The 26,665-nt window shown below is 36.9% G+C and carries 22 protein-coding genes and 5 pseudogenes; 17 read left to right on the top strand and 10 right to left on the bottom strand.

Annotation, left to right across the window (positions count from 1 at the left end; all coding sequences use genetic code 11):
* Positions 1 to 270: 270 nt before the first annotated feature.
* The gene (locus NST16_RS20815) at positions 271 to 420 is read right to left on the bottom strand and encodes a hypothetical protein (RefSeq protein WP_445684575.1); all 150 of its coding nucleotides are present in this window, start codon (positions 418 to 420) and stop codon (positions 271 to 273) included.
* A gap of 112 nt (positions 421 to 532) precedes the next feature.
* Here NST16_RS20815 and NST16_RS08585 point away from each other — a divergent pair.
* From NST16_RS08585 to NST16_RS08575, 3 genes and pseudogenes are all read left to right on the top strand, one after another.
* Positions 533 to 841, top strand: a pseudogene (locus NST16_RS08585) (CPBP family intramembrane glutamic endopeptidase); the annotation flags it as partial.
* Positions 842 to 1,830: 989 nt separating this feature from the next.
* Positions 1,831 to 2,724, top strand: coding sequence for a tyrosine-type recombinase/integrase (locus NST16_RS08580; RefSeq protein WP_340888326.1), 894 nt, complete (start codon positions 1,831 to 1,833; stop codon positions 2,722 to 2,724).
* 1 nt (position 2,725) lies between these two features.
* Positions 2,726 to 3,073 carry a hypothetical protein gene (locus tag NST16_RS08575; protein ID WP_340885685.1) on the top strand — a complete coding sequence of 116 codons (348 nt, stop codon included), beginning with the start codon at positions 2,726 to 2,728 and terminating at the stop codon, positions 3,071 to 3,073.
* A 461-nt stretch (positions 3,074 to 3,534) separates the two neighbouring features.
* Here the strand turns inward: NST16_RS08575 and NST16_RS08570 are convergent.
* Positions 3,535 to 4,061 (bottom strand): annotated as a pseudogene (locus NST16_RS08570) (IS6 family transposase); the annotation flags it as partial.
* A gap of 464 nt (positions 4,062 to 4,525) precedes the next feature.
* Here NST16_RS08570 and NST16_RS08565 point away from each other — a divergent pair.
* From NST16_RS08565 to NST16_RS08515, 11 genes are all read left to right on the top strand, one after another.
* The gene (locus NST16_RS08565; protein WP_010334371.1) at positions 4,526 to 4,714 is read left to right on the top strand and encodes a plantaricin C family lantibiotic; all 189 of its coding nucleotides are present in this window, start codon (positions 4,526 to 4,528) and stop codon (positions 4,712 to 4,714) included.
* Positions 4,715 to 4,786: 72 nt separating this feature from the next.
* Positions 4,787 to 4,975 (top strand): plantaricin C family lantibiotic, encoded by a 189-nt coding sequence (locus tag NST16_RS08560; RefSeq protein WP_010334371.1) that lies wholly within the window; start codon positions 4,787 to 4,789, stop codon positions 4,973 to 4,975.
* Between the two features lie 72 nt (positions 4,976 to 5,047).
* On the top strand, positions 5,048 to 5,236 hold the full coding sequence (locus NST16_RS08555) for a plantaricin C family lantibiotic (RefSeq protein ID WP_010334371.1): 189 nt from the start codon (positions 5,048 to 5,050) through the stop codon (positions 5,234 to 5,236).
* Positions 5,237 to 5,308: 72 nt separating this feature from the next.
* Positions 5,309 to 5,497: a plantaricin C family lantibiotic gene (locus NST16_RS08550; RefSeq protein ID WP_010334371.1), complete on the top strand. Its 189-nt coding sequence runs from the start codon at positions 5,309 to 5,311 to the stop codon at positions 5,495 to 5,497.
* A 72-nt stretch (positions 5,498 to 5,569) separates the two neighbouring features.
* A complete protein-coding gene (locus NST16_RS08545) occupies positions 5,570 to 5,758 on the top strand; it encodes a plantaricin C family lantibiotic (RefSeq protein ID WP_010334371.1) in 189 nt (62 codons plus the stop codon).
* Between the two features lie 72 nt (positions 5,759 to 5,830).
* Positions 5,831 to 6,019: a plantaricin C family lantibiotic gene (locus NST16_RS08540; RefSeq protein ID WP_010334371.1), complete on the top strand. Its 189-nt coding sequence runs from the start codon at positions 5,831 to 5,833 to the stop codon at positions 6,017 to 6,019.
* A gap of 72 nt (positions 6,020 to 6,091) precedes the next feature.
* Complete coding sequence (locus tag NST16_RS08535) at positions 6,092 to 6,280, top strand: plantaricin C family lantibiotic (RefSeq protein ID WP_010334371.1); 189 nt, start codon at positions 6,092 to 6,094, stop codon at positions 6,278 to 6,280.
* A gap of 510 nt (positions 6,281 to 6,790) precedes the next feature.
* Positions 6,791 to 9,868 carry a type 2 lanthipeptide synthetase LanM family protein gene (locus NST16_RS08530; RefSeq protein ID WP_340885682.1) on the top strand — a complete coding sequence of 1,026 codons (3,078 nt, stop codon included), beginning with the start codon at positions 6,791 to 6,793 and terminating at the stop codon, positions 9,866 to 9,868.
* A gap of 40 nt (positions 9,869 to 9,908) precedes the next feature.
* Positions 9,909 to 12,044, top strand: a complete 2,136-nt coding sequence (locus tag NST16_RS08525; protein ID WP_010334373.1) for a peptidase domain-containing ABC transporter — start codon at positions 9,909 to 9,911, stop codon at positions 12,042 to 12,044.
* 82 nt (positions 12,045 to 12,126) lie between these two features.
* Entirely contained in the window at positions 12,127 to 13,077 is a 951-nt protein-coding gene (locus tag NST16_RS08520) for an ABC transporter ATP-binding protein (protein WP_340885678.1), read from the top strand.
* 1 nt (position 13,078) lies between these two features.
* On the top strand, positions 13,079 to 13,819 hold the full coding sequence (locus NST16_RS08515) for an ABC transporter permease (RefSeq protein ID WP_339181946.1): 741 nt from the start codon (positions 13,079 to 13,081) through the stop codon (positions 13,817 to 13,819).
* 435 nt (positions 13,820 to 14,254) lie between these two features.
* Here NST16_RS08515 and NST16_RS08510 read toward each other — a convergent pair.
* Positions 14,255 to 15,599 (bottom strand): annotated as a pseudogene (locus tag NST16_RS08510) (IS1182 family transposase).
* 620 nt (positions 15,600 to 16,219) lie between these two features.
* Here NST16_RS08510 and NST16_RS08505 point away from each other — a divergent pair.
* Complete coding sequence (locus NST16_RS08505) at positions 16,220 to 16,819, top strand: undecaprenyl-diphosphatase (protein ID WP_010334377.1); 600 nt, start codon at positions 16,220 to 16,222, stop codon at positions 16,817 to 16,819.
* Positions 16,820 to 17,088: 269 nt separating this feature from the next.
* On the opposite strand, the pseudogene NST16_RS08500 reads toward NST16_RS08505, so the two are convergent.
* Positions 17,089 to 17,295, bottom strand: a pseudogene (locus tag NST16_RS08500) (transposase domain-containing protein); the annotation flags it as partial.
* A 209-nt stretch (positions 17,296 to 17,504) separates the two neighbouring features.
* Positions 17,505 to 17,944: pseudogene (locus tag NST16_RS08495) on the bottom strand (IS6 family transposase); the annotation flags it as partial.
* Between the two features lie 2,431 nt (positions 17,945 to 20,375).
* On the opposite strand from NST16_RS08495, the gene NST16_RS08490 reads away from it, so the two are divergent.
* Positions 20,376 to 20,777: a UPF0715 family protein gene (locus tag NST16_RS08490; RefSeq protein ID WP_340885674.1), complete on the top strand. Its 402-nt coding sequence runs from the start codon at positions 20,376 to 20,378 to the stop codon at positions 20,775 to 20,777.
* 199 nt (positions 20,778 to 20,976) lie between these two features.
* Here the strand turns inward: NST16_RS08490 and alr are convergent, their stop codons facing one another.
* The gene (gene alr, locus NST16_RS08485; RefSeq protein WP_326217469.1) at positions 20,977 to 22,158 is read right to left on the bottom strand and encodes an alanine racemase; all 1,182 of its coding nucleotides are present in this window, start codon (positions 22,156 to 22,158) and stop codon (positions 20,977 to 20,979) included.
* Between the two features lie 576 nt (positions 22,159 to 22,734).
* Between alr and NST16_RS08480 the strand changes: the two genes are divergently transcribed.
* Positions 22,735 to 23,646 (top strand): VanW family protein, encoded by a 912-nt coding sequence (locus tag NST16_RS08480; protein ID WP_340885666.1) that lies wholly within the window; start codon positions 22,735 to 22,737, stop codon positions 23,644 to 23,646.
* Positions 23,647 to 23,947: 301 nt separating this feature from the next.
* Here NST16_RS08480 and NST16_RS08475 read toward each other — a convergent pair whose 3' ends face one another.
* The 4 genes from NST16_RS08475 to NST16_RS08460 all read right to left on the bottom strand — a co-directional run bounded on the left by NST16_RS08475 (position 23,948) and on the right by NST16_RS08460 (position 26,541).
* Positions 23,948 to 24,739, bottom strand: coding sequence for a DUF817 domain-containing protein (locus NST16_RS08475; RefSeq protein WP_168747926.1), 792 nt, complete (start codon positions 24,737 to 24,739; stop codon positions 23,948 to 23,950).
* A 99-nt stretch (positions 24,740 to 24,838) separates the two neighbouring features.
* The gene (locus NST16_RS08470) at positions 24,839 to 25,060 is read right to left on the bottom strand and encodes a helix-turn-helix domain-containing protein (RefSeq protein ID WP_229147484.1); all 222 of its coding nucleotides are present in this window, start codon (positions 25,058 to 25,060) and stop codon (positions 24,839 to 24,841) included.
* A gap of 10 nt (positions 25,061 to 25,070) precedes the next feature.
* Positions 25,071 to 25,553 (bottom strand): DUF2975 domain-containing protein, encoded by a 483-nt coding sequence (locus tag NST16_RS08465; RefSeq protein ID WP_168747928.1) that lies wholly within the window; start codon positions 25,551 to 25,553, stop codon positions 25,071 to 25,073.
* Positions 25,554 to 25,869: 316 nt separating this feature from the next.
* Positions 25,870 to 26,541: an SOS response-associated peptidase gene (locus NST16_RS08460; protein ID WP_340885660.1), complete on the bottom strand. Its 672-nt coding sequence runs from the start codon at positions 26,539 to 26,541 to the stop codon at positions 25,870 to 25,872.
* Between the last annotated feature and the right edge of the window lie 124 nt (positions 26,542 to 26,665).

The following is a 26,665-nucleotide window of genomic DNA, read 5'->3' as shown; positions in this document are numbered from 1 at the left end:
AGAGCTATAAAGATTGCTCCTAAGACAATTAGAGATTTTTTAGAGAAATCCTCTGAATAGGTAGCTGCTTTAAATAATGAATTTGAAAACGAAACAAGAGTAAGGGTTTGATTCGAAGGCAATCGCATAAAAACATTTGAAAAAGAAACTGTTAGATACTATACGACAAGCTGAACAAGTCTAAATAAAAGATAGTTTTTTAACTAAACATATAAGGATGGATCGTTATCGGAAAAACACACGTATCGATAACGATCATAGAAGGATGATTTAGTTTCTATGGCGGCGTCTTTCTTCGAAGTGATCTGGATACTCATTCTGTTTTGATTTGGACTTGAATATAAACCTTACAGCAGCTAGTGTATAATCCATGACTTTATAAAAAGTCCAATTCGCAAAATAATTCAGAAGAAATTTCATTACATTTCACGTCCGAGACAAAATGTACAATCTCTTGAAAGGCATAGTATGAAGTGCCGTTCATTATTAAAAAGTGAAATGAAATATAGGAAACTAAAAAGGACTTAAAAAAATCACATTAGATTACATCGTTTTATTGTTGTCTTTTGGATTCATCCTTCAACTTCTGCGCATTGTAACAGGAAGCTTATAAGCGTCAATCGCTTTTCATCTAGCCTTCCTCGAAAATTCTCGGTTCTTCGTTCTGCAGGAGGATGATCGCTTTATTACCTATGAAGAAATTGTTCCAGGAACAGGAGCGCTGTTTGTGATCTTTTTTATGTTGCTTATTGTCGGTACGCTGCTATTAATATCTGTTGCAATAACTCGCCGAAATGCTATTCAATGGTTTAAGAATAAGAAAGATACCCAAGGTGTTTGATTTCTGAATAAAACAGCAGTTTTAATGAGACATAAATCTCTTGGCACAATAAAGGGAATAGTACGGAGAGATTGCCATGAAAATCTTAAACTTTATAACAGAAAGGTTAAAATCAAAGATGTTGGAATAAGCCTACTCTGACAAGGGATAAAGGCACTTGTTATACAAGATGAAAAACCAAGTAAGCATGCTGATGAAGGGCGTGCTCTTTTTGAGGCTTAAAAACTGGGTGGATATTATATTAATAAAAAAATATTTCACTCTGATATGCACATGGATTACTAATAAAGTGAAATAAATACATACTTTACTGAAAATAACTTTCGTGAATATAATATTATTTGAGTGTTCTTTTTGTTGTGCAGGACAGAAAATTAAAAAATGAAGGAGGGATGGTTAACAGGTACTACTGTGTGAAATGTCCTAAAACCATTAAAAGTTCATATGAGTTATTGGTGTTCGATCAAAAAAATGATCCTTTTATGCCTCTTACAGAATATTATGCAGACTGTGTAAAAGATATTCTGTGAACACTGCTAAGTCATATTTAAATCGGTTAATGACATGGGTGGGAGTGGCAAGTACCAATCAATTACTTGAGATGAAGTGGGATAGTAATCCTGAGATGGTTCGTGTGGCAGTGGAGTATTATTTAATGGATAAGTTGGGGTGTAAAGTTGCTGCGGAGGACTCTATTTATATGAAAACCTCACTTACAAGAGTCCATTAACTGTAAAGTCCTTTCTTTCTGCAACGAAATCATTTTATAAATTTACTTGTAGAGCAAGGCTTTATAAATTTGATAACCCTTTAATTGATATTCAATCAGTTATTAATTCGGCATATTTTAATAAAAGTGGAGAACATTTAGATGCTCCACGTATGCCGGAAATAAGTGGTACAGAGGAACCGACTTCCTATAGAAAGATCACTGATTCGTATTTCAAAATGGGGGCAAGTGAATGGGAGCCGCACATAATTAATGATTCATATCTTCCGGAGGACATGCAGTAGGTTGGACACTCCGAGAAAAAATTGTTACCCTCATGCTTTTCGAGACAGGTGCCAAAGTATCTGAGGTTGTAGAACTTTTGATTGGAGATTATCGAAAAGCAAAAAGAGAAACGGAAGCAATGACATTTAGCAAGGGAAGTTATGGAAAACGTGTGAAATACATTCAGTTTAGTCCGAATACAGCAAAATTATTGAAACATTATATAAATCATGAACGCATTAAATACACTAAATGTTCTAAAAAACTAAATGACTTGAATGATAATGTTCTAATTTTTGTAAATTTTCGCGGAACAGGTTTGAAAAGAGAAGCATGGTTTTATCATTGGAATAAGGCTATGAAATACAACGGTCTAAAATTAAATCTCCATAAAGCAAGGCATTGGTTTGTTACAACCAGAATGAAAATGATTTACGAGAGGGCAAAGGATGAAAGTGAATTTCATAGGTATAAAGAGCAGCTGATTGTTTATATGTGGCGTCACCAGGATACTGTTAAAGCTTATGAACATTACTTTAATCAAGAAGAAGTGCGCCTCATCCAATTAGATATGCATGAGAAAACGAAACATAAATGTACATTGGGACTGTTGCAGCCCATCTATGCTAGCATTTCTTTTTCCCTGCTCCCTGATATTTGTAAAGAAGAGGAACTTACTCAGGCAAATGGATTATTAGATGCTACCATTCGCCTTATGAGCTTTATAGCTCCCGAAGCTACATCTTTGTTACTACAAGTAAGTCCTATACATTTTATGTATGTATTTTCATCTATTATGTTCTTTATCAGTTTTCTTTCACTATTACAGATTCCTATAAGAAGTACAGAAAAATGTGGCTACCTGGTCAAAAAGGTTTTGGTGGGCTGAAATGAAGACAGGATACCGTATATTCTTCAAGTATCCTTTTCTCTTAAAATTGTCTCTTCTTTCCTCCACCGTCCAGTTTGCAGTAGGAACAGCAATGGTTATTGGTATTCCGTTTATAAAAGGAGAACTTAACGGTCACTCATGGGAATATGCCATCTTTTCTGGTGCTTTCCCAATCGGCTATGCACTCGGAATGGTCTTACTTACGCGGGTTCCTAAAACACCTCAAACTATGTATCTTGGTTTAATAGGAGGAGGTCTCTCCTTTGTCCTATTATTCTTTGTTCATTCCATACCGTTAGCTTGGATATGTGAGTTATTCGGAGGGGATTGCTTTTCCACTTTTTAATGCTCAAAGTGCAGCCGTTTTTCAGCGTGAAGCTCCTAAAGATCGCCTACCCCAACTTAGTGCTGTACGTTTGCTCTTTCTCCGAATTACTATGCCAATAGGCATAGTGTTCGCATCGTCATCTTTCTTACATATGAATATAAGGCAGACATATGGAATTGCCGGTTTAATAATTATCTTACCAGGATTATTCTATTTATTTTCTTCACTGTTTCAAAGCAAACTAACAGTGAAGAAAGAGAAGAAGACAAGTTGATTACAAGAGTAATGTTTTAAAACAATAATTCCTCTTGAGTAGGTAGTCAGTTGATATTCTCTACCTACTCTTATGTCTATATTTTTTGTTGCTATCCAAATTTAAATCAAAAATCTTAATAATCTATTTCTTAATATTGATATAAGCACCCTCAATAACAGTTGTTTGGTAAATATTGTATCACCATGACCCATTTTTACACGTATCTCGGCTGAACCCCCCTATGGTCCTGTTCAATGAGATTGTTCAAATGCTTGATTGTACAATGAGTTGTATTTATATAAAAGCCTTGTTCTCTTAATTTTTTAATGCGCAAAATAATGCTGGTGCTTTGTCTGTAGTGAGAACCGCTGGTTCTCCAAACGTTTTAACCAATCTTTTCATAAAGGCATAGGCAGCCTGATGATCCCGTTTTTTACGAAGTTGAATATCCAATGTGTGCCCGTCTTTATCAATTGCATGATATAAATAACATAATTTTCCTTTGACTTTTATATAAGTTTCATCTAGTTTCCAAGATAATTGAACGTTTTTATTTTTCTTCTTCCAAATTTGATAGATAAGGTTTCCATATTCATGAACCCAGCGCAGGATGGTTGTTGGGTGAACCGATACACCACGCTCTTTCAAGATTTCGGATACATCACGATAGCTTAAAGAAAAACGGCAATAGTAGCCGATGGCTACCAAAATAATATCCTTTTTAAACTGTTTTCCTTTAATATACCCCATATATCATTCTCCTGCTCACACTTTTTCTACAGGTTATCTCAGTTTAAAAATCTCTGCAACAGAACCCTGTTTGCAAAATAATATCATGATGATAATGCTTCCACTTAAATAAATTTCACTTTTCCATACTGATCACGCACCTTTTTAAAAGTGATAGTATCAGTATGTCCAAGATTTAGAAATTACTTGAATTATCTTAAAATTTCCGCGCCAGAACCCTAAAATATGCCATAAATATACAAACCCTCTTTACTAACCATAATGTTCCATGTTAATATTAACCATGTAAGAGATATGAACCATGAAATCCTCTATTTATATATTTAATCTCTTAATATATGAGATTAAATATTATTGATGAATATGAAGTGGGTAGTTAGTGTGCTATTATTCAGCTTCTCTTATGGAGGTGAACAACTTTGTCCTGCTCGGCAGGATAAAGTTTATGAAAGGAGGTGATAACTATGCAATGGAAAAATCAAATGGAAAATCTTAATGCAGCTACATATAATCCGGTAGGTAGTGTATTATCTGAATTGACAGATACTGAGATGGATACAGTAGCTGGTGGTGCTCAAGCGCTAGGCTTTACGGATGGTAATTGTCTTACTACCATTACGGCTGATTGTACGCCTTGGCTATGGGGATGTTAGTGCAAACTTAAGGAATACCTTACTTTATTCTAGAGCAAGTTGATTCACAGTAGTAACAAGGAGGTGATAACTATGCAATGGAAAAATCAAATGGAAAATCTTAATGCAGCCACATATAATCCGGTAGGTAGTGTATTATCTGAATTGACAGATACTGAGATGGATACAGTAGCTGGTGGTGCTCAAGCGCTAGGCTTTACGGATGGTAATTGTCTTACTACCATTACGGCTGATTGTACGCCTTGGCTATGGGGATGTTAGTGCAAACTTAAGGAATACCTTACTTTATTCTAGAGCAAGTTGATTCACAGTAGTAACAAGGAGGTGATAACTATGCAATGGAAAAATCAAATGGAAAATCTTAATGCAGCCACATATAATCCGGTAGGTAGTGTATTATCTGAATTGACAGATACTGAGATGGATACAGTAGCTGGTGGTGCTCAAGCGCTAGGCTTTACGGATGGTAATTGTCTTACTACCATTACGGCTGATTGTACGCCTTGGCTATGGGGATGTTAGTGCAAACTTAAGGAATACCTTACTTTATTCTAGAGCAAGTTGATTCACAGTAGTAACAAGGAGGTGATAACTATGCAATGGAAAAATCAAATGGAAAATCTTAATGCAGCCACATATAATCCGGTAGGTAGTGTATTATCTGAATTGACAGATACTGAGATGGATACAGTAGCTGGTGGTGCTCAAGCGCTAGGCTTTACGGATGGTAATTGTCTTACTACCATTACGGCTGATTGTACGCCTTGGCTATGGGGATGTTAGTGCAAACTTAAGGAATACCTTACTTTATTCTAGAGCAAGTTGATTCACAGTAGTAACAAGGAGGTGATAACTATGCAATGGAAAAATCAAATGGAAAATCTTAATGCAGCCACATATAATCCGGTAGGTAGTGTATTATCTGAATTGACAGATACTGAGATGGATACAGTAGCTGGTGGTGCTCAAGCGCTAGGCTTTACGGATGGTAATTGTCTTACTACCATTACGGCTGATTGTACGCCTTGGCTATGGGGATGTTAGTGCAAACTTAAGGAATACCTTACTTTATTCTAGAGCAAGTTGATTCACAGTAGTAACAAGGAGGTGATAACTATGCAATGGAAAAATCAAATGGAAAATCTTAATGCAGCCACATATAATCCGGTAGGTAGTGTATTATCTGAATTGACAGATACTGAGATGGATACAGTAGCTGGTGGTGCTCAAGCGCTAGGCTTTACGGATGGTAATTGTCTTACTACCATTACGGCTGATTGTACGCCTTGGCTATGGGGATGTTAGTGCAAACTTAAGGAATACCTTACTTTATTCTAGAGCAAGTTGATTCACAGTAGTAACAAGGAGGTGATAACTATGCAATGGAAAAATCAAATGGAAAATCTTAATGCAGCTACATATAATCCGGTAGGTAGTGTATTATCTGAATTGACAGATACTGAGATGGATACAGTAGCTGGTGGTGCTCAAGCGCTAGGCTTTACGGATGGTAATTGTCTTACTACCATTACGGCTGATTGTACGCCTTGGCTATGGGGATGTTAGTGCAAATCTTAAGGAATACCTTACTTTATTCTAGAGCAAGTTGATTCACAGTAGTAACGGAGTAGTGATCCGTTTAGGTTTGACATGGATTCTATCGGAGGGCATTCTGCTAATATTATCGAAGCATTGTAAATGGTGCTTGCTGAGTATATAGCTTGAAATGCCCTCCGATCCATGTAGTTGTGTCAATTATCTACTTCTAAATTGGGATACAGCCGAGATACATGTAATTTTGAGTCATAACCTTAATTATATTTTCAAACTGACTTAAAATCAAGGTTTTCTCTATAAATTTTGAACTTGTTTATATACAATTGAAACGAAGTGTTTTCAGTAGCTAACTAATGGATGATTAAGGTTAACCCATAATAGACAAATTCTTTAATAAAAATAGACGAAACAATATTTATAAGCTCACTAAATCGCCTCTAGAAATAAAAGTAAGTCTATGACCTATTTTTACACGTATCTCGGCTGTATACCTAAATTATAGAAAGGTTGTTTTATATAGTGATAAATACTAGTGAAAAGTTAAAATTTTGGTCAAAATTTTTCTATGATAAAGAAGAGTATTTGGAAAAGAGCCTAAAAGAGGTGTCCAATCTAGAAGTTGGGACCATTATAAATTTGCAGAAAAATGATTTAACATGGAAATATCAGTGGGAAGAGTTGTTGAAAGGCTCGGTGGAAGACTACTTTTCTACTACTCCGCCCGTATTTTCAGGATTCGTTGAACGTTTTTTATTACTGGCTATTGATTTATTGGAAAAGCAGGGAACAATTCGTGGTTTAGATTCTCATATTTTACATACAAGTAATTCTTTTTTTAAAAGTCTGCTACCTTCTTTATTCCAAAGAATCATAGAGTTTAGTTACAAAACTTTAATATTGGAATTAAATGTATTAAGTGATCAAGGACTTCTACAAGGAGAAACTTCAGAAAAGAGGTACCAGTACTTTGAAAATTTGCTACATGACAAAGAGTATTTAAGACAATTGGCCAATGAATACCCTGAGTTAATTCGTACATTGCTTCGTATAACTGAAAAATGGGCAGCCCATGTTAGTGAAGTGTTAAATAGGTTCACGGCTGACTATTCGAAAATTGTTTCACATATGCCTGAGGTCAAGCAGTTTGGCAAGCTTGTTCGGCTACATATTGGTGTAGGCGATACTCACGATGGACGAAGTGTAACGATGTTAGAGTTTACGACAGGATGCAAATTGGTATATAAACCCCGTTCACTAAAGGTTGATAAAGGATATTATCGAATTCTGTCGTGGATGCGACAGTTTGGTGTTCCGTATATGAAAATAATAGAAAATATAGATTGTGGAAGTTACGGTTGGACAGAGTTTGTGGAGTTTTCTGAGTGCAAATCCCTTGAAGAAATTAGTGAATTCTATAAAAATATGGGCGTAAACTTGGCTATGATGTACATGTTTAACGCTACGGACTTCCATTATGAGAATATTATTGCGCATGGATCTAGCCCTGTTGTAATTGATCTAGAATCTTTGTTTCATCGTCATATAAGTACGAAGAAATTTGAACATGACGCCAATGGTCATGCCTATGAAATTCTATATTATTCTGTTATGTCTTCTGGCATGTTACCACAGTATATTTACAACTCAGAGACGTACTCAGGTTTTGACATTAGCGGTATTTTTGGATCCGGTGGAAAAAAAGTACCGAATGCAGTGAGTCTCGTTGACAGAGGAACGGATCGAATGAGGTTAGAAAGAAGTATGGGGGAATCAGGAAAAACTCATAATCTTCCACATTATAATAATGAAGTTGTAGATAGTTATCGATATATTAATGACATTGAACAGGGTTTTGCTCAAGCATACAGGATTATGATGGAGAATAAGCACAGACTGAAAGAAATGATTCGAGAGTTTGATGACGTTAGAGTTAGAGTGATAGTGCGAAATACTAGAGCATATGGTGAACTAATGCGTACGCTATATCATCCTGATTTATTGCGAGACGAATTAGATCGTAAAGTTGTTTTGCATCGATTATGGTTGCAATGCTTAGCTGATCCTAAACATTTAAAATTTGTTCCCTACGAGATGCGCGATATTGAAGACGGAGATATCCCTATCTTTTACACCTGTCCGTCTGAAAGAGATGCTTGGGCATCTAATGGTGAACGAATTCCGCAGTTATTTGAGCAATCAGGTATAGACATTGTAATAAACAAAATCGATAAAATGGGCGAGAAGGACTTAAAAGAACAGTTGCAATTACTAAATATGTCTGTTTTAGCATCTAAGCCTGACCTTTATTCCTATCGTATTCCTGAAATTCAATTAAAAGATTCAAACGATGTGCTAGGGTCTAATTGGAAAGCCGAGTATGTCCGATTAGCTACTTCAATTGGAGAAAGTTTGGTTCAATCGGCAATTATACCTTCGAATACTGCAGCTGATGATATAACATGGATTGGTTTAGTAGCCAGTGGTGATGATGAGAGAAAACTGAGACTAATTCCAGTAGGAAATGACCTTTATAATGGGAAGGGTGGAATTGCTTTGTTTTTGGGTTATTTATCTGAACTGACTGCAAATAACCAATATAAAAATATGGCTCGAAAAGCATTGCAGCCGTTGTTAGAAATTATGAGGGATAAGTGCAGATCAAATGCTGTATCGTTAAACATTGGAGCATTTGAAGTTGGTAGCATCGGTGGTGGCGTATTTGCTACTTATCAGTTGTCACGCTTATGGAATGATGAAGAGTTACTACAAACTGTTAAAGAATACCTTCCTTATTATTGTGAACTCGTTGATATAGACACCGCATTCGATTATATAGGTGGTGCAGCTGGAGCTATTGATGTACTTTTACATATATATCATGGAACGGGTTGGACAGAGGCGTTGCAAGGTGCGGAGAAATGTGCGGAGCATTTGCTTCAGAATGCACAAACATTGCCAGATGGTAGTATGGCTTGGTTTACGACACCGAATCGTAAGCTCTATGTGGGGTATTCTCACGGCGTATCTGGAATTATTGCTTCATTATCATCGTTATACAGGGTAACTCAACGTGCAGAGTACATTGAATATATTGAAAAGGGATTACAGTATGAGCGTGCAAACTATTGTGCTGAATTGAAAAATTGGGTTACTCCTAATGATACTGCAAGGGTTACATGGTGTCATGGTGCGCCGGGCATATTATTATCTCGACTACGATTGTTGGAAAATGGATATTGGGACGCACATATTGATCAAGAAATTAATATTGCTCTTGAAACAACTCTTAAATTAGGTTTTGGGACAGAACCTGTTTATTGTCACGGCGATTTTGGACAATTAGAAATATTACTTTATGCTAATTCAGTTCTTGATCGTAATGAGGATACTATCAATGTAGTCAGAGCGTATCTGCTCAGACTTCTAAATGACCAACCATGGAATAACACGGGGGTCCATCGCGCTTTTGATATTAAAGGATTAATGGGTGGTCTGTCGGGTATTGGATTTGGTCTATTAAAGCAGGCATTTCCGGATAAAGTTCCTAACATTTTAAACTTGGAGAATGATAAATTCTTCTCTGCTATTTCTGGATAAATTGTGTTATCATAAATCAAAGTAGAAGGGAGAGAATGTAATGGCTCGTCGGCGTGTACCGTATGTCGAGCAGATGCATCAGTCGGAATGTGGACTTTGTTGCCTTGCTATGTTATCAGCCTACTATCAAAAGGATGTTTCATTATCTAGACTACGTGAAAGGGCGGACGTTGGACGGGATGGTACAACACTATTGCAATTAAAAAGAATTGCTGAGAGCCTAGGCTTTGGTGTTAAAGCTTATCGCATTGAACATATTGATCAATTAAAGCAGGTTTCTTTACCAGCAATTCTACATTGGAACCAAGGTCATTTTGTAGTTCTTGAAAAGATAGATAACAATGATGCTCGTATTGTTGACCCACGTTTTGGAAGAATCAAGCTGTCATTAAAGAGCTTCAGCGAGCAATTTACTGGATTTTTGATGACAATGGATTTAACAGAACGACTCGACGTTGAGAAAGATCAGAATGTTTGGTTAAATTCTTTAGTCTATGTAAAATCACATAAAAATCTGTTCGTATATGTTTTTCTTATTACACTGGCTTTGCAAGTCATAATAGTAGGTATGCCGTTATTCATGAAACATGTTATTGACGAAATTATGATTCCGAAAAATTCGAGTTTATCTATAACGGTTTTTATATCTATAATCAGCTTTCTACTTGCATACATGTTAATTACATTCGCGCGCAGTCGTGTTTTGGTTCGATTGCACAATGCTTTGGATTATGAGATGCAGACAAGCTTTTTCTCACATTTATTGAAGTTGCCTTTACCGTTCTTCTTATTACGTTCGTATGGGGACATGCTTTTTCGAATGAATAGCTTGGCCACAATCCGAAATCAGCTCTCAGGCACTCTGATTACAGGTATATTGGATGGCTTCATGTTATTTGTATTGTCTGGTTATATGTTGTTCATATCTCCATTGCTTGCGATGGTTGTATTTTTACTGGTAAGCATAAATATTTTGTTGGTCATTTTCACTAAACGCTATGTAGCAGAGATTAATCAGCAACAAGTGGTGGCAACGACAGAGGTACAAGCTGTGCAGACAGAGATGTTGTACGGTATTATGGGAGTGAAAATATCAGGGACAGAACAGCAAGTTTACTCCCAATGGCTTAATAAATTCAAGCATTTATTGCAGGTGTACCGCCGTAAGGAAAATTTGAATAGCTACATTACAACAACTAGCAATGGATTGCAGTTTATGTCACCACTCATTGTGCTAAGTATCGGCGTTCTGTTAGTTACTGGTAAATACAGTTCTATGACGGTTGGTGAGCTTGTCTCATTTCAAGCAATTGCGACGCTACTTTTCACTACATCATCAAGTCTTATGAATACGATAAACTCATATATTCTTACGACTACTATTTTGAAAAGAACACATGACGTGCTGGAATCTCCAATTGAGCAGAATGAAGGTAAATTGCAAGTAAAAGTAAGAGGAGATATTAGACTATCACATGTCAGCTTCTCCTATTCGAAGTATAGTCCGAAGGTGATAAACGACATTTCTTTACATATAAAGCTAGGGCAGAAGATAGCCATTATTGGACAATCTGGTTCTGGGAAATCGACTTTAGCTCATTTGATGATTGGGTTATTTACACCAACCTCGGGGGAAATATACTATGATAATCATGAAACCTCGGATTTGGATATGCAATATGTGCGTAAACAGATGGGAATAGTGCCACAGGATATATCATTACTCAATCGTAGTATTTATGATAACATTGTCCTACACCAGGATGGTGTAACTATGGATGAAGTAGTGCGGGTGGCAAAAGCAGCGAATATTCACGATGAAATTATGGCGATGCCGATGAAATATCAGACAGTTTTGGCTGAAATGGGCAGGAATATTTCAGGAGGGCAAAGACAACGAATAGCTTTGGCCAGGGCACTACTTAATAATCCAACCGTACTAGTATTGGATGAAGCAACGAGCGCTTTGGATCATATAAGTGAAGCGCGGGTAGATGAATATTTATCTAGTATTAATTGTACACGAATAGTGATAGCCCATCGGTTATCGACGGTGATGAATAGCGACATGATCATTGTTTTGGAGAATGGGAAGGTTTGCGATGTAGGAAATCATAGTCAGTTGTTACATACTTCAAATTATTATCAATATTACTATAAAGAAATGAGTTCATAGCTGATTTTTCTTTGCAGGCTGTTCTTAATGAATTCATGAAATGAGGCTGTACTATGTACTTATATTGTAAGGAGTGGGACAATTGAAAACGGTACTATCGGTGCAACACCTAACGAAAGAAATCAAGGGCAAGTTGATTGTGCAAGACATATCATTCGATGTGGTAGAGGGAGAGATTATTGGACTACTTGGTGCGAACGGAGCGGGCAAGACAACCACTATGAAGATGATAGTTGGTCTAAGCACAATAAGTGCCGGGGACGTGCAGATTGCAGGTTACAGTATTAAGAGTCAGTTTTCTAAAGCACTCTTCAATGTAGGGGCAGTGATTGAAGCACCTGCATTCTATCCTTATTTGAGTGGATACGAAAATTTACGTCAATATCAGCGTTTGCACAAAAATGCGAGTAAGGATTGGTTGCTAGAGGTAGCCAATCTAACCGGTATAGAACATGCGCTTAAGCAGCGAGTAGGCACGTACTCCATGGGAATGAAACAACGCTTGGGAATTGCACAAGCACTACTGCGAAAGCCAAAGTTGCTTGTGTTAGATGAGCCGATGAATGCACTTGATCCTTCTGGTGTCCGTGAAACCCGGAACTATTTAAATAAAATTGCGGCAGAGTTGGGCGTAGCAATTGTGATTTCCAGTCATCAATTGTCTGAGATTGAGCAGATGGCACGCCGAGTGGTTATTATGCAGAATGGCTGCTTAGTGACAGAGCAGCGGATTGATGATGGGTTAAATGATGGGGAATTCTGTATCACTCTTCACATTGATAATGTTGAGCTTACAAGCGAAGTTGTGGTTAACTTGTTTGGGGATGATTATCATGCATTGGATTATATGCAGACACAGAAATTATCTAACGGTTTGCATACTATGACAGTAGCTATTGATGAAGGTCAAGTTCCAAAGCTGATTCGGGCATTGTGTGATGCCGGGGTGGAAGTTCATCGGGTGTTGTCGGCACATACGAGTTTAGAGGATAAGTTTTTAAAATGGACAACTGCGCGCGGTGAGGTGAGTTAAATTGTTATGGAATGAATGTTTGAAGATAGTGAATAAAAGAATCTTTATTCTTTCACACATTGGTTTTATTGTGATGACGGTACTGTTCTCTTGGGCATACACCAGTAATCTCAAGGCTGATGATACGGTGGCTCAAATGGTAAATGCTTTGCTTGGCTTATCGGGAATGCTTGTTATTCTACCTTGGGCGATTGTTTTGTCACCTCTTATTTGGACGGATGAGTATCAATATGGTACTCTGAAACAACTGTTCCTGCATACGTCCTCGCGCACACGGTTGTATGTTGCAAAAATTGCTTCGATGATTTTGCTCATCATTACGAGTGTTGTTAATATATTCATTGTTTCTTTGTTAGTGAATCTTCTGATGGCTCCAAAAAACATACAATGGGGCGACATGACGGATGTTATATACTCTATCGGAGCAATCGTATTGCAATGTTGCCTATATGCAAGTCTAGCATCCTTGATTGGCGTGTGGACGAGATCAGCTGCTATCGCAGTAGGCGGTAGCTTAGTGCTATACTTTTTACAAATGATATTTGGAGGTAGTCTCTTATCTACATCATGGACACACATTCTATTCATTCATCATGATGATTTAAGTGTTTATTGGACTACGTCACAATATAAATCGGAATTAGTTGGCTTACCTATATCGTTAGCGATAGATATCGCCTATATTTTGTTTATCTTTGCAATTGGATTATGGTTGTTCGTCAAAGAGAGAGGAGCAGACTAAACATAAAACGGAGCTAAGAATGAGCAAAATAGGATACAGTTATGTCATTTATGGCGATACTTGGGATAACTGTATGGAAGACAAAATAATGAATGTGAAACTGAAAGTAGCCAATAATGATAAGTGACAATTGATTACGCTAGTCCAATAAACCAGCAGCAGTCTAGGACTTTATTTTTGCAAAGACTACCGTTGGTTTTAAATTAAAGTCAGTCTAACTTAATTAACAGCGGATAGTTGTCTGCAAATATTTATATCAATCAGAAGTTGTTTACAAAGAAATATGTGATTTTAAAATTGTTGCGAAACTAGGCGTTGCATACAGAAAGAAGAATATAAACCCAGCTTGTAGAGAAAACGATGTTTTTTCTACAAGCTTTTTTGTTTCTTTAGATGCTTATTGTATTTTAGATACAGAAAAAGGCTCCCACATATCTATCCCTGTTTGGATAGGTATGTGGCAATCTTCTTCATGTTCTGGCATGCGGCTGTGAGGAGAACTTGTTCGCTCACATTTCGTTGTCTCCTCAACCTGTAATAGCGAAGCCCATGCAGCTGTTTTGAATCTGCAAAGCTTCGCTCTATTTTTCTTTTCTTTTTTTGTAGAGGTTTTTTCCTGAAACAGACAAGCGATTTTGTCTGACCTTTTCTTTATGGTATTCCCATACATGCCGAGTAATCACTTTCTGCCGATTCTTTGATTTTGTACAGTTTTCAAGCATGAGGAACATATTTCAGGATTTGATTTGTATGACCCCGGTAGCCTTTTCGGTCAGTTGTTGAGTATGTAAGTGTTTGGTGATTTGGACAAATGTATCTGTCTTGTTCACTGTCATAATGAAATTTCCATTTTGGAAACAAGCCTCGGATAGGGTGATAACGTCTATGTGCGATGACACCAAAGATTTGTCGGTCAGATAATCCTTTACAGATCGGAGTCGTTAAATATCCGGAATCAAGGGCGACGGCTTCTACTTGAAACCCAAATCGTGCGATTTGGTGATCCAATCGGTCAAGATAGGGCATAGAATCATGGACATTTCCAGGTGTGACATAGGTATCTGTGATAATGTTGTATTTCATATCTGTTGTGCGGTGTCTAAATAGAAAAAACCTTCTGGTTTGTTTTCACGATACAGATATCCACTTTCCGGATCTGTTGTACTATGGCGGATCTCTTTTTCAGCTTTCACCTCCTCTTTGATTGTTAATGGCTTTTTTCCGTGTTCCTCCCGATCCTCTTGAATGGCTTCATTTAAATCCTTGATATAGTTTTGGGTATCCTGCGCAATTGTTTTTCTTGTGTATTTATGCTTGTTGGCATTGGCTTTCAGATGAGTTGAATCGGTGAATAGGACACGTCCGCCCACCATGTCATGATTGATGGCCTGGAGAACGATCTCATCAAAAATGTCTTGGAAGATGGTTGTATCTTTAAAGCGTGTGCGTCTGTTCCAGTTGATGGTGGAGTGGTGCGGAACCGGACATTGATATTCAGTCCCAAAAACCATCTGTACGCCATATTGTAGTAAATTTCTTTTTCGAGCTGTCTTTCTGAACGGATAGCGTAGAGGTAGCCGATAAACATCATTTTGAATAAAATTAGCGGATCAAGTGAGGAGCGGCCTTTGTTTTCGCTGTAGTACGGCTTTACCTTTTAAATGATAAAAGAGAAGTCTATGTATTTATCAATTTTTCGAAGCAGATGATCCTCTTCGACAAGTTGGTCGAGAAGAACAAATTCAGCTGCGTTTTGAGAAGAATTTCTTGTGTGCAACATGAGAAAGACACCGTCCTTGTAAGTCTTTCTTTTATTTTATTACATGAGAATGGATATTTTAAGAAAATAAAGGCTGATCGAGATTTTCTCGACAGCCTGAATATAAACCCAGAGTTACAAGAGTTTTTGAAAATAGGAAAGGCAAGGCGATGAACACATTTACAAAATGACGAGAAAAATGACAAAATTGTAAGAATACACGAATATTTGTAAGGAAGTTCGATGTTTTCCTTTTTCTTTTTTTATTATAATGAAAAAAAAGAAAGAAGAAGGAGATGGAAATGTCATACTCATGGTGATACCTATTTTTATGAAAGTAAAAAAAGCGTGGGAGGGGAAGTAAGATGATGTTTTCTCAGCTCGCGTTTAAAAACATTAGTCGAAATATACGTACGTATGCCGCTTATTTTTCAAGTGAAAACGTCATGTTAGAGTAAGAAACAGTACATTCACATATTTAAGAAGTAGTTAAGTCTCATTTAAACCTTTTTTTCCATAATAAAATTATAAACGTACAAGAAGGTTGGTATTTCTAGATGAGTACAATAATCAAAACTATTCATGTAATGAAGGTATATGGCAATCAGTTATACACCTTACTATAAAGGAGGGATTTGAAAATGTCTTTTTCTCAATTCAATATTGATATTTTTCGAGCAATTAATGATTTAGGTAAACAATATCCATTCCTAAACTCAGCCATGGTATTTTTGGCAGAATATATGGTATATATTTTGGCTTTAATTATTATAGCTTATTGGTTTACCGGATCCAGAAAAAGTAGGATGATGGTTATTCAAGCGATGGTTGCTTTTGTGATTGCTGAGGTGATTGGAAAAATAGCAGGGAAATTTCATTTGAATTATCAACCGTTTGCAGTATTGCCTGATGTTAATAAACTTGTCGATCATGCTGTAGATAATTCATTTCCTAGTGACCATACGATTCTCTTTTTTTCGATTTGTTTTTCATTTTGGCTTGTTCGTAAAAAGACTGGATGGTTATGGCTTATACTTGCATTTTGTGTAGCGATCTCTCGTATTTGGGTAGGGGTTCATTATCCTTTTGATGTTGCAATAGGGGCTTTAATAGGGTGTGTTTCAGCGTTATTTTCGTATTGGTTAGTACCGAAATTTTCTTTTATCAAGCAATTGCTTACTCTATATGAAAGAGTAGAGAAACGTGTTTTACCATCCAAAAACAAATCAAAGGAATTTTGAGTATACAAGTTAGCGTGAAAAATACAGATGCTGACGACCTATATATGGGATGTATTCATGTTGCAGCTGTTGCTGAACAAATTAAAGAGCAACAACGAATGAAGAAGGCTTCTTAATCTTTTGTGTTTGTGGGTGTAAGCACCCAGGTTTTAGGAAGTGTTGCGGTTCTCTTTCTTTACGTCAATTAATTCCGAAATATACAATAAAAGTTGATTTTGGAGTTTTTTGTTTACTTCACTTTTTTTCGGCGCTCTACAGCTAGATGGCAATTACTTAGACCACAGCAAGACTTTATCAATTTCTTCTTTAGTGTTTAAATTGATGTTAGGCAGCGTTTCAAACAAATAATGAATATAATGATAGGGACTTAGATTGTTCTCTTTTGCAGTTTCCATCACACTATACATGATGGCACTTCCTCTAGCACCTCACGGTGTATTTTAGAACATCCAATTCTTCCTCCCGATTACAAAGGGGTACTGACGGCAAAACGCGGATTTTGTACGTTAATATATTTTCAAGGAGATGAAGCTCTGATTTTTATAGGGGTTCTGTCGCGAAGTTTTGTTAAGGTTAAGTGGTGCCAACAAAAAGTTGTACATTGTATGCGATTGTTAGTAGCTCCTGTAATTCATTGTATGTCGAAAAACCGAAGTCTGAGCCAAGACTTCGGTTTCGTTTATATTTCTCTTAATTTGTTAAATGCGCAAAGTAATGCTGGTGCTTTGTCTGTAGTGAGAACCGCTGGTTCTCCAAACGTTTTAACCAATCTTTTCATAAAGGCATAGGCAGCCTGATGATCCCGTTTTTTACGAAGTTGAATATCCAATGTGTGCCCGTCTTTATCAATTGCACGATATAAATAACACCATTTCCTTTGACTTTTATATAGGTTTCATCTAGTTTCCAAGATAATTGAACGTTTTTATTTTTCTTCTTCCAAATTTGATAGATAAGGTTTCCATATTCATGAACCCAGCGCATGATGGTTGTTGGGTGAACCGATACACCACGCTCTTTCAAGATTTCGGATACTTCACGATAGCTTAAAGAAAAACGGCATTAGTAGCCGATGGCTACCAAAATAATATCCTTTTTAAACTGTTTTCCTTTAATATACCCCATATATCATTCTCCTGCTCACACTTTTTCTACAGGTTATCTCAGTTTAAAAATCTTTGCAACAGAACCGAAAACACCAATTGTATGTTGAATAGAAAATAGAATGTTATAAATCAATAAACAATCAATGTAACAAAAAGACAGAAGTTTTATATTGTGACAAATTATTTTTGGGACAGTATTTTGTTATATCTGATTTCAATACAATCTAGTTTAGAATTTAAAAAGAAAAAATGTTACAAATCGAACAACTAAGGCTGAACCCTAAATTCGTCTATAACTAATATAGAATATTTTGTCTTAATTCCCCTTTTCGGGGGATGCTTGCAGGAAAAGAGTTCAAACAATGAGGGAGGAGAATAGGAAGCCCTGAAGAATAAGTTATATTATTTATTCCGTTTATGGAAAAATAAAGATTTTTATCGACGCATAATTTTTTCTGTTTATTGGGTAATGTGTGATTAAACTTTTTGGAGGGGACTATTCATGATGAAAGTAAAATCGTATGAAGTCAATGGGGATTTTCCAACAGTGAAAGATAGGTGTTGAACCAATATTAACTGCTTTTGACAAAAAACCACATCCGTAAAAAGATTGAAACATAAACAGCTTAAGTATAGCCAAATTAAGTTGATTTCAGACGGAATTCTGTATATTCGTATCAATTTGTCTCTTAATATAAAAAAATACAAGGATATCATTCATCCTTGACAGGCTTGTTATATATTGAATTCAATGGTAACCTTAGTAAATCAGTACCTGGAAACACATCTAAAATTTCTTTCAAGAAGAATTTATGTTCTTTAAAAACAGACATCCAAACCGAGAACATCCCACTCTGTTCTACAAGAAGCTTAAACATCTCTAATGCTAGACTATCTACTTTTGCTTGGGATAGTAGTTGACTATTAGCTAGCTCCCATTTTTCACGACGTTCTAAAGAACGTCTGTCAGCTATTTGAGGATTGCTTTTTAGATCATCAGTAACAATTTTATTTAATCCGACGAGATTAATTGTATTATTAGCTTTAACTCTGTCTGACTCAGATAAGTCTGGTGAGGGTTCAACTATTCCACCGTATTACGTCTAATCAAAGCTATACTATTTATTTTTTAACTGAATACACCAAGTTCATACTATCTTAACGATGAACCTTAAAAAGGCTTTTTTATTAAATTATAGTCAAGACTAGAGGGAGGATAAACAAAACTCTGTTTAATCTCCCTCCACTCTGGAAAGGAGACTTTTATGATATTCTGATTTTAACTAAGATTCCTTGAGGAGTAGAGAAAGTACTTAAGTAACCTATTGTCATAAAGTCTTTCCGTTAGGTGCTATAAAACGCTCTTTTGCTTTTTTATGTTAGAGTACAGAGATAAATGTCTTATATTGATTCGGAAATAATCTTTAAGTTTTCTTAGCTTTGTTTTAATGTTACTTTCGCTTAGCGAATTTTTCATCAAAGTATTCAACTTCACCAAATCTTCCTTTGTAAAAAGCCAACCTTTTATTTTCATTTGTTTATATTAAAGTCTAATTCCTTTCGTTCAGTTGCTATAACCAATTCATTTAAAAAGAAATAGCCAATCATTTGAAGGCTATCCTTAGTTCAAAAACCTTTTATTTTGTTTTTTAAAACCGTATAGAGTTACATCAATAAATAAATCGGCATCTGTACCACCAACCAAAAAGAGAGCCTATACCTACTCAAATCAGGAATCATAAACTAAACTTCAAAAATAGTCATTAAATTTTCTAAGTTCGCTTAAAATTTTTCTGGGTTATCTCAATATATATATAATACTCTATGTCTAATTCTTTGTGTTTTGTTGGAACTCTTGGCACTGTTCTAATTTTGTTGTTTTTATCCTTACTTTATATAATAATGCACTTATCATTAAACTTGATTTAAAGCTCTCTGTTGAGAGCTTTTTCCATTTGATAACATTATGTTAAAAAGTGATTGGGTTTTGACCTATAATATGTATAGAATTATTAGCGTATAACAATAATCTAAAGAATATGACAAATGCTGAACGGATGCAGTATCTTGTGTAACAAGTGCCTTTATCCCTTGTCAGAGTAGGGGACAATTGTGTTTTGAGGTGTTTTAATATAAAAATTTGGAAGTACATGCAGCATTTACTGCTAATGTGGCTTTTCCAACTGATTAAGATATTCAGATGGATATGCTCATGATGAGTAAAGCGATACTCAAGACAGCTGGCTACACAAATTTCTTCATCCGGGATACATACTTTATAGATAGAGATCACAATTCAATTTATTGTTCTTGTCAATTTGAAGAAACAAAGTAAATCTATTTGTAAAGTTCGAACGTGACGGAGCTTTAGTCTAGTCTAAATTTAATTCAGGAAGTAGGTATGTCAATTTTAACAATAATTGAGAGATCATCATAGTGATGCTTACATTATGAAAGGGGATTTAAACATGCAAGTTTTAAGGATCATATGTGTTCATGTCTTGTCTGCATTATCAGCTGCTGTTGTTTATGTTTTTGGCATTGATTATGATGGCTACATTCCATACTTCTTCATAAGTGTTATTCTGTTTATCTTTTATGTAATCTTTGCTGCACCTGTTCAATATTTCGTAAATCGCAATCCAAAGAGGTTTAACCCGAAATATTTACTCATATACGTATTCTTTTCCTTATTAGTATGGTTATTCTTCGCTGTAATTACTGATCCAAGGAACACCTTAGACTTTCTGATGGAATACGAAGTTTACTTATTTAGTATATCATTTGCTGTAATCTTTTGGATCTGGGACTCTGTTTTTCTGCAAAACGGGAAAAAGGCAGCGACTAAGTAGCTTAAGTATTCACAATACTTCTTCTTAATTAATCGAGAAATAATACCTAAAATTCTTATTTGGTATTGTGATCTTCTTTCTAAAATTGCAGACGATGGAGGGGATAAGTGTGTAAAACTGAATCCCTCTTATTATAGGATCTTAAATCAGCATAAAAGAGGGATTGACCTCTCATTTGGAAAAAAATGAAAGAAAAAATCTACACGTACATTACTGGAGTTGATACCTTGAAAATTTCGCCATCTCTTATATAAAAACGGGGGACACGGCGGCTTAATGTAGACACCACTTCATAGTTGATCGTATTAAGCATTTCAGCAACTTCATCAACGGGAATCTCAGCTCCCTTTTGATGACCGTAAATCACAACTTCCTCTCCTTGTTTGCCTTCACTCTCTCCTAAACTAACCATGATCATATCCATTGTCACTCTTCCCACCACCGGCACTCGTTTTCCGCGATGAAGAACAAACCCGCGATTGGAAAGTGCGCGAGAATAACCGTCAGCATAGCCGACCGGGAGTGTAGCAATGACTTCTTCGGGTTCTGCGATGTATGTAGCACCATAACTAATGGTTCGGGGTTCTGTCCGCATGGTTTTCACATAAGCGATGCGCGCCTTTAAACTTAATGCAGGTTCGAGCTTAACGAGGTTTAGTTGTTTGATATAGTCTGAAGGATATAAACCATATAAACCGATACCTAAACGAATCATATCAGCACTATATTCAGGAAAAGCGATAGCTGCAGCCGTGTTGCTCATGTGCACGGTGGGCAGTTCAATGCCGCGGTTCTTTAGAAAGCTGAGAAAATTGATGAATTTTTCATGCTGTAGCTTAGTTAGTGTGGTGTCAGCTTCATCAGCTGTAGAAAAATGTGTAAAGATACCTGACCATCTTAGGAATTTACTTTCTGTTAATGCTTCCACTACTGCTAAAAGCTTTTCTTTTGTGCGTACACCTAATCGACCCATCCCAGTATCCACATTTATATGAATACCCAAACGACTATTACTCTCTTCGTTTTCCAATATTCTGTTAGCTTTTTTAATCCAATCAACCTGAAATGCTGATAATTCTATATTCCAAGCTGCTGACTTTTTCACACAACTAAGGGATGTAAAACCAAGCACAAGGATAGGTGCTGTAATTCCCGCTTTTCGTAAAACGATTCCTTCCTCCACGCTGGCCACAGCGAGCTCACTCGCCCCGTGTTCCAGTGCATGTCGCGCCACTTCTACTGACCCATGACCATAACCGTTCGCTTTCACGACAGCCATAATTTTGCTCTTTTTTGGTATATGATGGCGTATTGCTCGCACATTTTTTTTTATGGCATCAAGATTTACTTCGATCCAAACTTCTCGGCAAAGCTTTGTCATCGACGCTTCCTTCCTTCTTATAGAGTAGTATATAGCGCATTTAACCGTTCAATAAATTCTTAATATCAATGGTTGGATGCTTTCAATTTGATTTTATTCAACCTTAACTGAAATCATTCAACAGCAAACACTTCATCTAACGAGTAGATGCTAACCGACGGCCGAAGCTGTCAGTACTCTCGTTTTTAATTCTTTTTTTGCGGATTGTTCAATTTTGATTTTATTTACTTCGAGCAACTGATACATAAGGTTTGTAAAGAGATGAGGATCGATACGGTGACCGAGGATCAGATAGTACAGCTAAATAAAAATAGTGCCCATGATTCTGACGTTTGTTTTGATGTCAGCCAATGGGTAGTGAAGAGATATGGTGGATGCTGAAGCAGACATTGACTAAACTCTCTTAAGCAAAAGAACTGCAATTACAATTGTTCAAGCTTTCTTAGCGAAGGCACTGATTGTTTGCTTTGACTTTTGTGTTCATACAAAGACCAAGCGCTTGAGAACGCTATGATAAGTTGAAATACATCAAAGGATAAGCTCCTGCTCATACTAATTGTCGGGAGGTGCCGACTTATGATACAAATTTGGATCACCGGCCTTTTATTATTAGCTCAGCCCAGCGAGCCATCTGACAGTTTAACAATCACACAACAAGGACGGACGATTGCTACTGTTCACCGCGAAGATTTTACGATGCCTCTTCCCAGTACCCCAATGATTGATCATGAAAAATACCGTAAGTTCATCAAACGGCTTGATCAACAGATTTACCGGGAGCCCATAAACGCCAAGCTTAACGATCAAGGAATCATCATCCCGGGGAAAATGGGTTACAGACTTTATCAACAAGCGTTTAAGGAGAAATTTTATGCCTATTTCTTTGGTCATGGCCCATCCAAAATAGAAGTGCCGGAATTGAACATTTATCCGAAAGTTGACAGCGAGTTGCTTGCTCACATCAGTACGCAGCAGCTAGGCCAGTATGTAACTTATTTTAATTCAAGCAATAAAAGCCGTTCACACAATATTTCCCTTTCTGCACAAGCAATTGACAATCATGTTGTTTTTCCAAATGAGACGTTTTCTTTTAATCAAGTTGTTGGGATGAGAACGCAGGATAAAGGATACATGCGAGCGCCTATTATTGTAAAGGGTGAGTTGTCCGAAGGTATAGGTGGGGGAATTTGTCAGGTGTCATCAACTTTATTTAATGCTGTCGATCGCGCGGGGCTGCAAATCGTTCAGCGCTATTCTCATACAAGAAGCGTACCATATGTGCCGTCCGGACGTGATGCCACCGTAAGCTGGGGAGGCCCTGACTTTCGCTTTCATAATCAATATAACCAACCGGTTTTAATTCGGGCCAAACGAAATAAGGGAAGTATGATTGTTACGCTTTATTCCTCTGATGTCATCAATAACAAACTGCGAAAAGTTCCCAAAGCGCCATCACAGCTTCCAAAAGAAATAAATGCCGAGCGTTAAATGACATAAGCTATTCATTCACCTTATTCAACCTGACGACTTCCTTTATGGGAGGTTGAGTTAGAAAGACATAAGATTAAGTCCAAACGACTGAGCTCTCTAAACGAGAGCTGATGTTGATTAAATCATTACTGCCTGGTAGAAATCTTACTGAAATAGCCCTCTATTTTTCCGGCAGCTATTTATAAAGAAAAAAGCAACAATTGAAACGTTGCTTTTTACAGTTTATCTTATTCAGAATTTCGTATGCCAATTCCTTACTATGTAGGATCCGACTTTTATAAAAGAAGATTCTTAACAATTATAAAAATGGACTAGTATCTACCCTGGTGGAATTTTTCCCCTTCACTTGTTTTAACGTTGCGACTATAAGAAAGCTGACAATCACTAACAAGAGCCATGAACTCACTTTTCCTAGATGAACAAGACTCCATGCATCGGTTTGGTTTGGGTATTCCCAAGCCCCAAAAAACGTTGCGATATTTTCGGCTATCCATATAAAAAATCCGATGAGCATAAATGAAAGGGCGAGTGGCATACGATAACGAGTTCCATTCACCTCGTATGTGACCCATGATTGCCAAAAGACGATCATGACTAGTCCGGATAACCAAAAGCGGACGTCAATCCAATAATGGTGGATGAAAAAATTCAAATAAATCGCAGCGGCAAGAGGTACCACGGCCCAAAACGGCGGCCACTTAACCAGTTCAACCTTAAGCCTTCTCCATGCCTGGCAAAGATAACTGGCTACACTTGCGTACATGAAGCCGCTATACAAAGGCACTCCAAAAATTTTGGAATATCCCTGCTCTGGATAAGACCAGGAGCCCATATGTACCTTGAAAAGTTCAAGAGCAAGTCCAATCAGGTGGAACATTGTGATTACCTTTAATTCATCCTGAGTTTCAAGTCCAGAATATACCATCCACAATTGCATGAAGAGGCAGATGATGAGCAGCCAGTCATACCGTGGCAGGAAGGGAAGCGGTATGATTTGTGTAATTGCCAAAGAGGCAAAAATAACGACAGGAAACAGACATGATAGGGCCTGCTCCCAGCCAAAAAAAATGAGCTGTTTAAATGCTTTCATGAATTTTTGCCTCCAAAGTTAGCTAAATAGACTTAGGGTTATGTGCATAGAATCACCGCCGAGTCATTATCTTTTCCATTCATAATGATTCCTGCTTTATTAATCATGGGTGTCTTCATCACTCTGGTATTCCAATATATCTCCTGGTTGACATTCTAAAGCCTTACAAATCGCCTCTAAAGTTGATAATCGAATGGCCTTTGCCTTTCCATTTTTCAATATAGAAAGATTAGCCATCGTGATTCCAACCTTCTCGGACAGTTCCGTTACGCTCATTTTCCTTTTAGCCAGCATCACATCAATATTGATTATAATTGCCATTGTTTTCACCTCAGACTGTTAAATCATTTTCTGATTTTATATCTATAGCTTCTTGCAAAAGCCTTTGGAGAACAGCAGCAAAGACTGCGATAACCATTGAGGCAAAAATAAGGACCAATCCGATTAGTATGATACCTGGAGCGTCGTCCATCTCCGCGATGAGATAGAAGAGTGGCATGCCTGCCACAAGTAAAAGACTGATTGTGATTGCACTGTATTTTATTTTCTTTAAAGCTCTTACTGATAATTCCGAGAAAGCTTTATTCCGGTCAATATAGCTTAAAAGTGTAAAGGCTTGATACAGAGCGAAATAAAAAGGTATTGCCGCTGCATACAAATCGATATAAACGAGATATTTTAGATAAGAAATATCTGGATACAATTCCGCTGCAAAGTTCGCTATCTCTGGCACCAAAAATATGCACAAAGCAAGAACTGGAATTCCAATCAGAATAACAGCTATCCTTAAAAAGAGTGTTGATCCTCGTTTCATAAAAAGCACCTCACCTAATATTGTCGATTTGAATGTAGCACATTATTTATCGTTTTACAATAAAAAAATATTGAAATAAATGATTTTCTTGTTGTTTTAGAGCTATCTTTTTCACTGTGGGCAAGAAAAAAGCATTTCTCATTACAGAGAAATGCTCAATATCTTTAATCGATTCAATTTAAAAATTGTGCGGATAACTGAACCATTGGTCTAAAAATAACGCATGGCACATAAGGGATTGTTTTTTGATCATGTACACGTTCGTTTTATAAAGCTTAGGCCGAAGGTGATATATAAAGCAATCTGGCAGCGGTGCTTAATGGGGTTCAATAAGCTCAGGTGAATTGTTTTTAGGTGAGTTAACGAATGATGAAACCTGGTATGCTTCCATGTCATCATCATATGGCAGCAGTAAGCTTTTGAGATAATCGGGATCTGTATTTTTAGGGTTCAGCCATTCTTTCTCATGTTCGCAACTCAATATAACCGGCATTCGATCATGGATGTCCTCCATAAGCTCATTAGGTTTTGTCGTAATGATTGTGCAAGTGTAGAGCGGATGACCTTCAGGTGTATTCCATTTTTCGTATAGGCCGGCAAAAGCGAAAAGATTGGATGATTTCAGCTTGATTCTCATAGGAATCTTAGTTTTTGGATCAAGGCGTTTCCATTCATAAAAACTGTCAGCTGGGATGATACAACGTTTACTTACAAGTGGCTTTCGAAAGCTGGGTTTCTCGGCCAATGTTTCAGCACGAGCATTGATCATTTTATAACCGATCTTTTCATCTTTAGCCCAAGGAGGAATGAGACCCCATCTTAATTTTCCAAGGCGGTTGCTTGAGTCATCATTAATAATAGTAAGAATGTTTTGTGACGGCGCGATATTATAGCTTGGGTGATATTCGTCTTCAGGCAAGAAGTGATCTATGTTGAATTGCTCAATGATGTCTTCAAATGCTGAGAATAAGGTGAATCTGCCACACATGTTCATCATCCTTTTGGTTTTTGAATATTGTACTGGATTGGCATATGAAAATCAAAAAGGGGATTGTGATGCAGCAAGTGATGAACGAATTATTTGAATAAAAGAACTGAGGGAAAAAGAGATA

It is taken from the genome of Bacillus sp. FSL K6-1005, from assembly GCF_038000225.1.
Lineage (GTDB): Bacteria > Bacillota > Bacilli > Bacillales > Bacillaceae > Bacillus > Bacillus mojavensis.
The sequence above is the reverse complement of the archived record's forward strand: the minus strand, read 5'-3'. Positions and strand labels throughout refer to the sequence as shown.

What these genes read in the sequence shown, in the direction of transcription:
- NST16_RS08460 (WP_340885660.1), bottom strand. Translation starts at nt 26,541, where the DNA reads ATGTGTGGCAGATTCACCTTATTCTCAGCATTTGAAGACATCATTGAG.
- alr (WP_326217469.1), bottom strand. Translation starts at nt 22,158, where the DNA reads ATGACAAAGCTTTGCCGAGAAGTTTGGATCGAAGTAAATCTTGATGCC.
- NST16_RS08560 (WP_010334371.1), top strand. Translation starts at nt 4,787, where the DNA reads ATGCAATGGAAAAATCAAATGGAAAATCTTAATGCAGCCACATATAAT.
- NST16_RS08535 (WP_010334371.1), top strand. Translation starts at nt 6,092, where the DNA reads ATGCAATGGAAAAATCAAATGGAAAATCTTAATGCAGCTACATATAAT.
- NST16_RS08565 (WP_010334371.1), top strand. Translation starts at nt 4,526, where the DNA reads ATGCAATGGAAAAATCAAATGGAAAATCTTAATGCAGCTACATATAAT.
- NST16_RS08490 (WP_340885674.1), top strand. Translation starts at nt 20,376, where the DNA reads ATGAAAGGGGATTTAAACATGCAAGTTTTAAGGATCATATGTGTTCAT.
- NST16_RS08540 (WP_010334371.1), top strand. Translation starts at nt 5,831, where the DNA reads ATGCAATGGAAAAATCAAATGGAAAATCTTAATGCAGCCACATATAAT.
- NST16_RS08470 (WP_229147484.1), bottom strand. Translation starts at nt 25,060, where the DNA reads ATGGCAATTATAATCAATATTGATGTGATGCTGGCTAAAAGGAAAATG.
- NST16_RS08475 (WP_168747926.1), bottom strand. Translation starts at nt 24,739, where the DNA reads ATGAAAGCATTTAAACAGCTCATTTTTTTTGGCTGGGAGCAGGCCCTA.
- NST16_RS08525 (WP_010334373.1), top strand. Translation starts at nt 9,909, where the DNA reads ATGGCTCGTCGGCGTGTACCGTATGTCGAGCAGATGCATCAGTCGGAA.
- NST16_RS08545 (WP_010334371.1), top strand. Translation starts at nt 5,570, where the DNA reads ATGCAATGGAAAAATCAAATGGAAAATCTTAATGCAGCCACATATAAT.
- NST16_RS08550 (WP_010334371.1), top strand. Translation starts at nt 5,309, where the DNA reads ATGCAATGGAAAAATCAAATGGAAAATCTTAATGCAGCCACATATAAT.
- NST16_RS08505 (WP_010334377.1), top strand. Translation starts at nt 16,220, where the DNA reads ATGTCTTTTTCTCAATTCAATATTGATATTTTTCGAGCAATTAATGAT.
- NST16_RS08465 (WP_168747928.1), bottom strand. Translation starts at nt 25,553, where the DNA reads ATGAAACGAGGATCAACACTCTTTTTAAGGATAGCTGTTATTCTGATT.
- NST16_RS08575 (WP_340885685.1), top strand. Translation starts at nt 2,726, where the DNA reads ATGAAGACAGGATACCGTATATTCTTCAAGTATCCTTTTCTCTTAAAA.
- NST16_RS20815 (WP_445684575.1), bottom strand. Translation starts at nt 420, where the DNA reads ATGAAATTTCTTCTGAATTATTTTGCGAATTGGACTTTTTATAAAGTC.
- NST16_RS08555 (WP_010334371.1), top strand. Translation starts at nt 5,048, where the DNA reads ATGCAATGGAAAAATCAAATGGAAAATCTTAATGCAGCCACATATAAT.
- NST16_RS08480 (WP_340885666.1), top strand. Translation starts at nt 22,735, where the DNA reads ATGATACAAATTTGGATCACCGGCCTTTTATTATTAGCTCAGCCCAGC.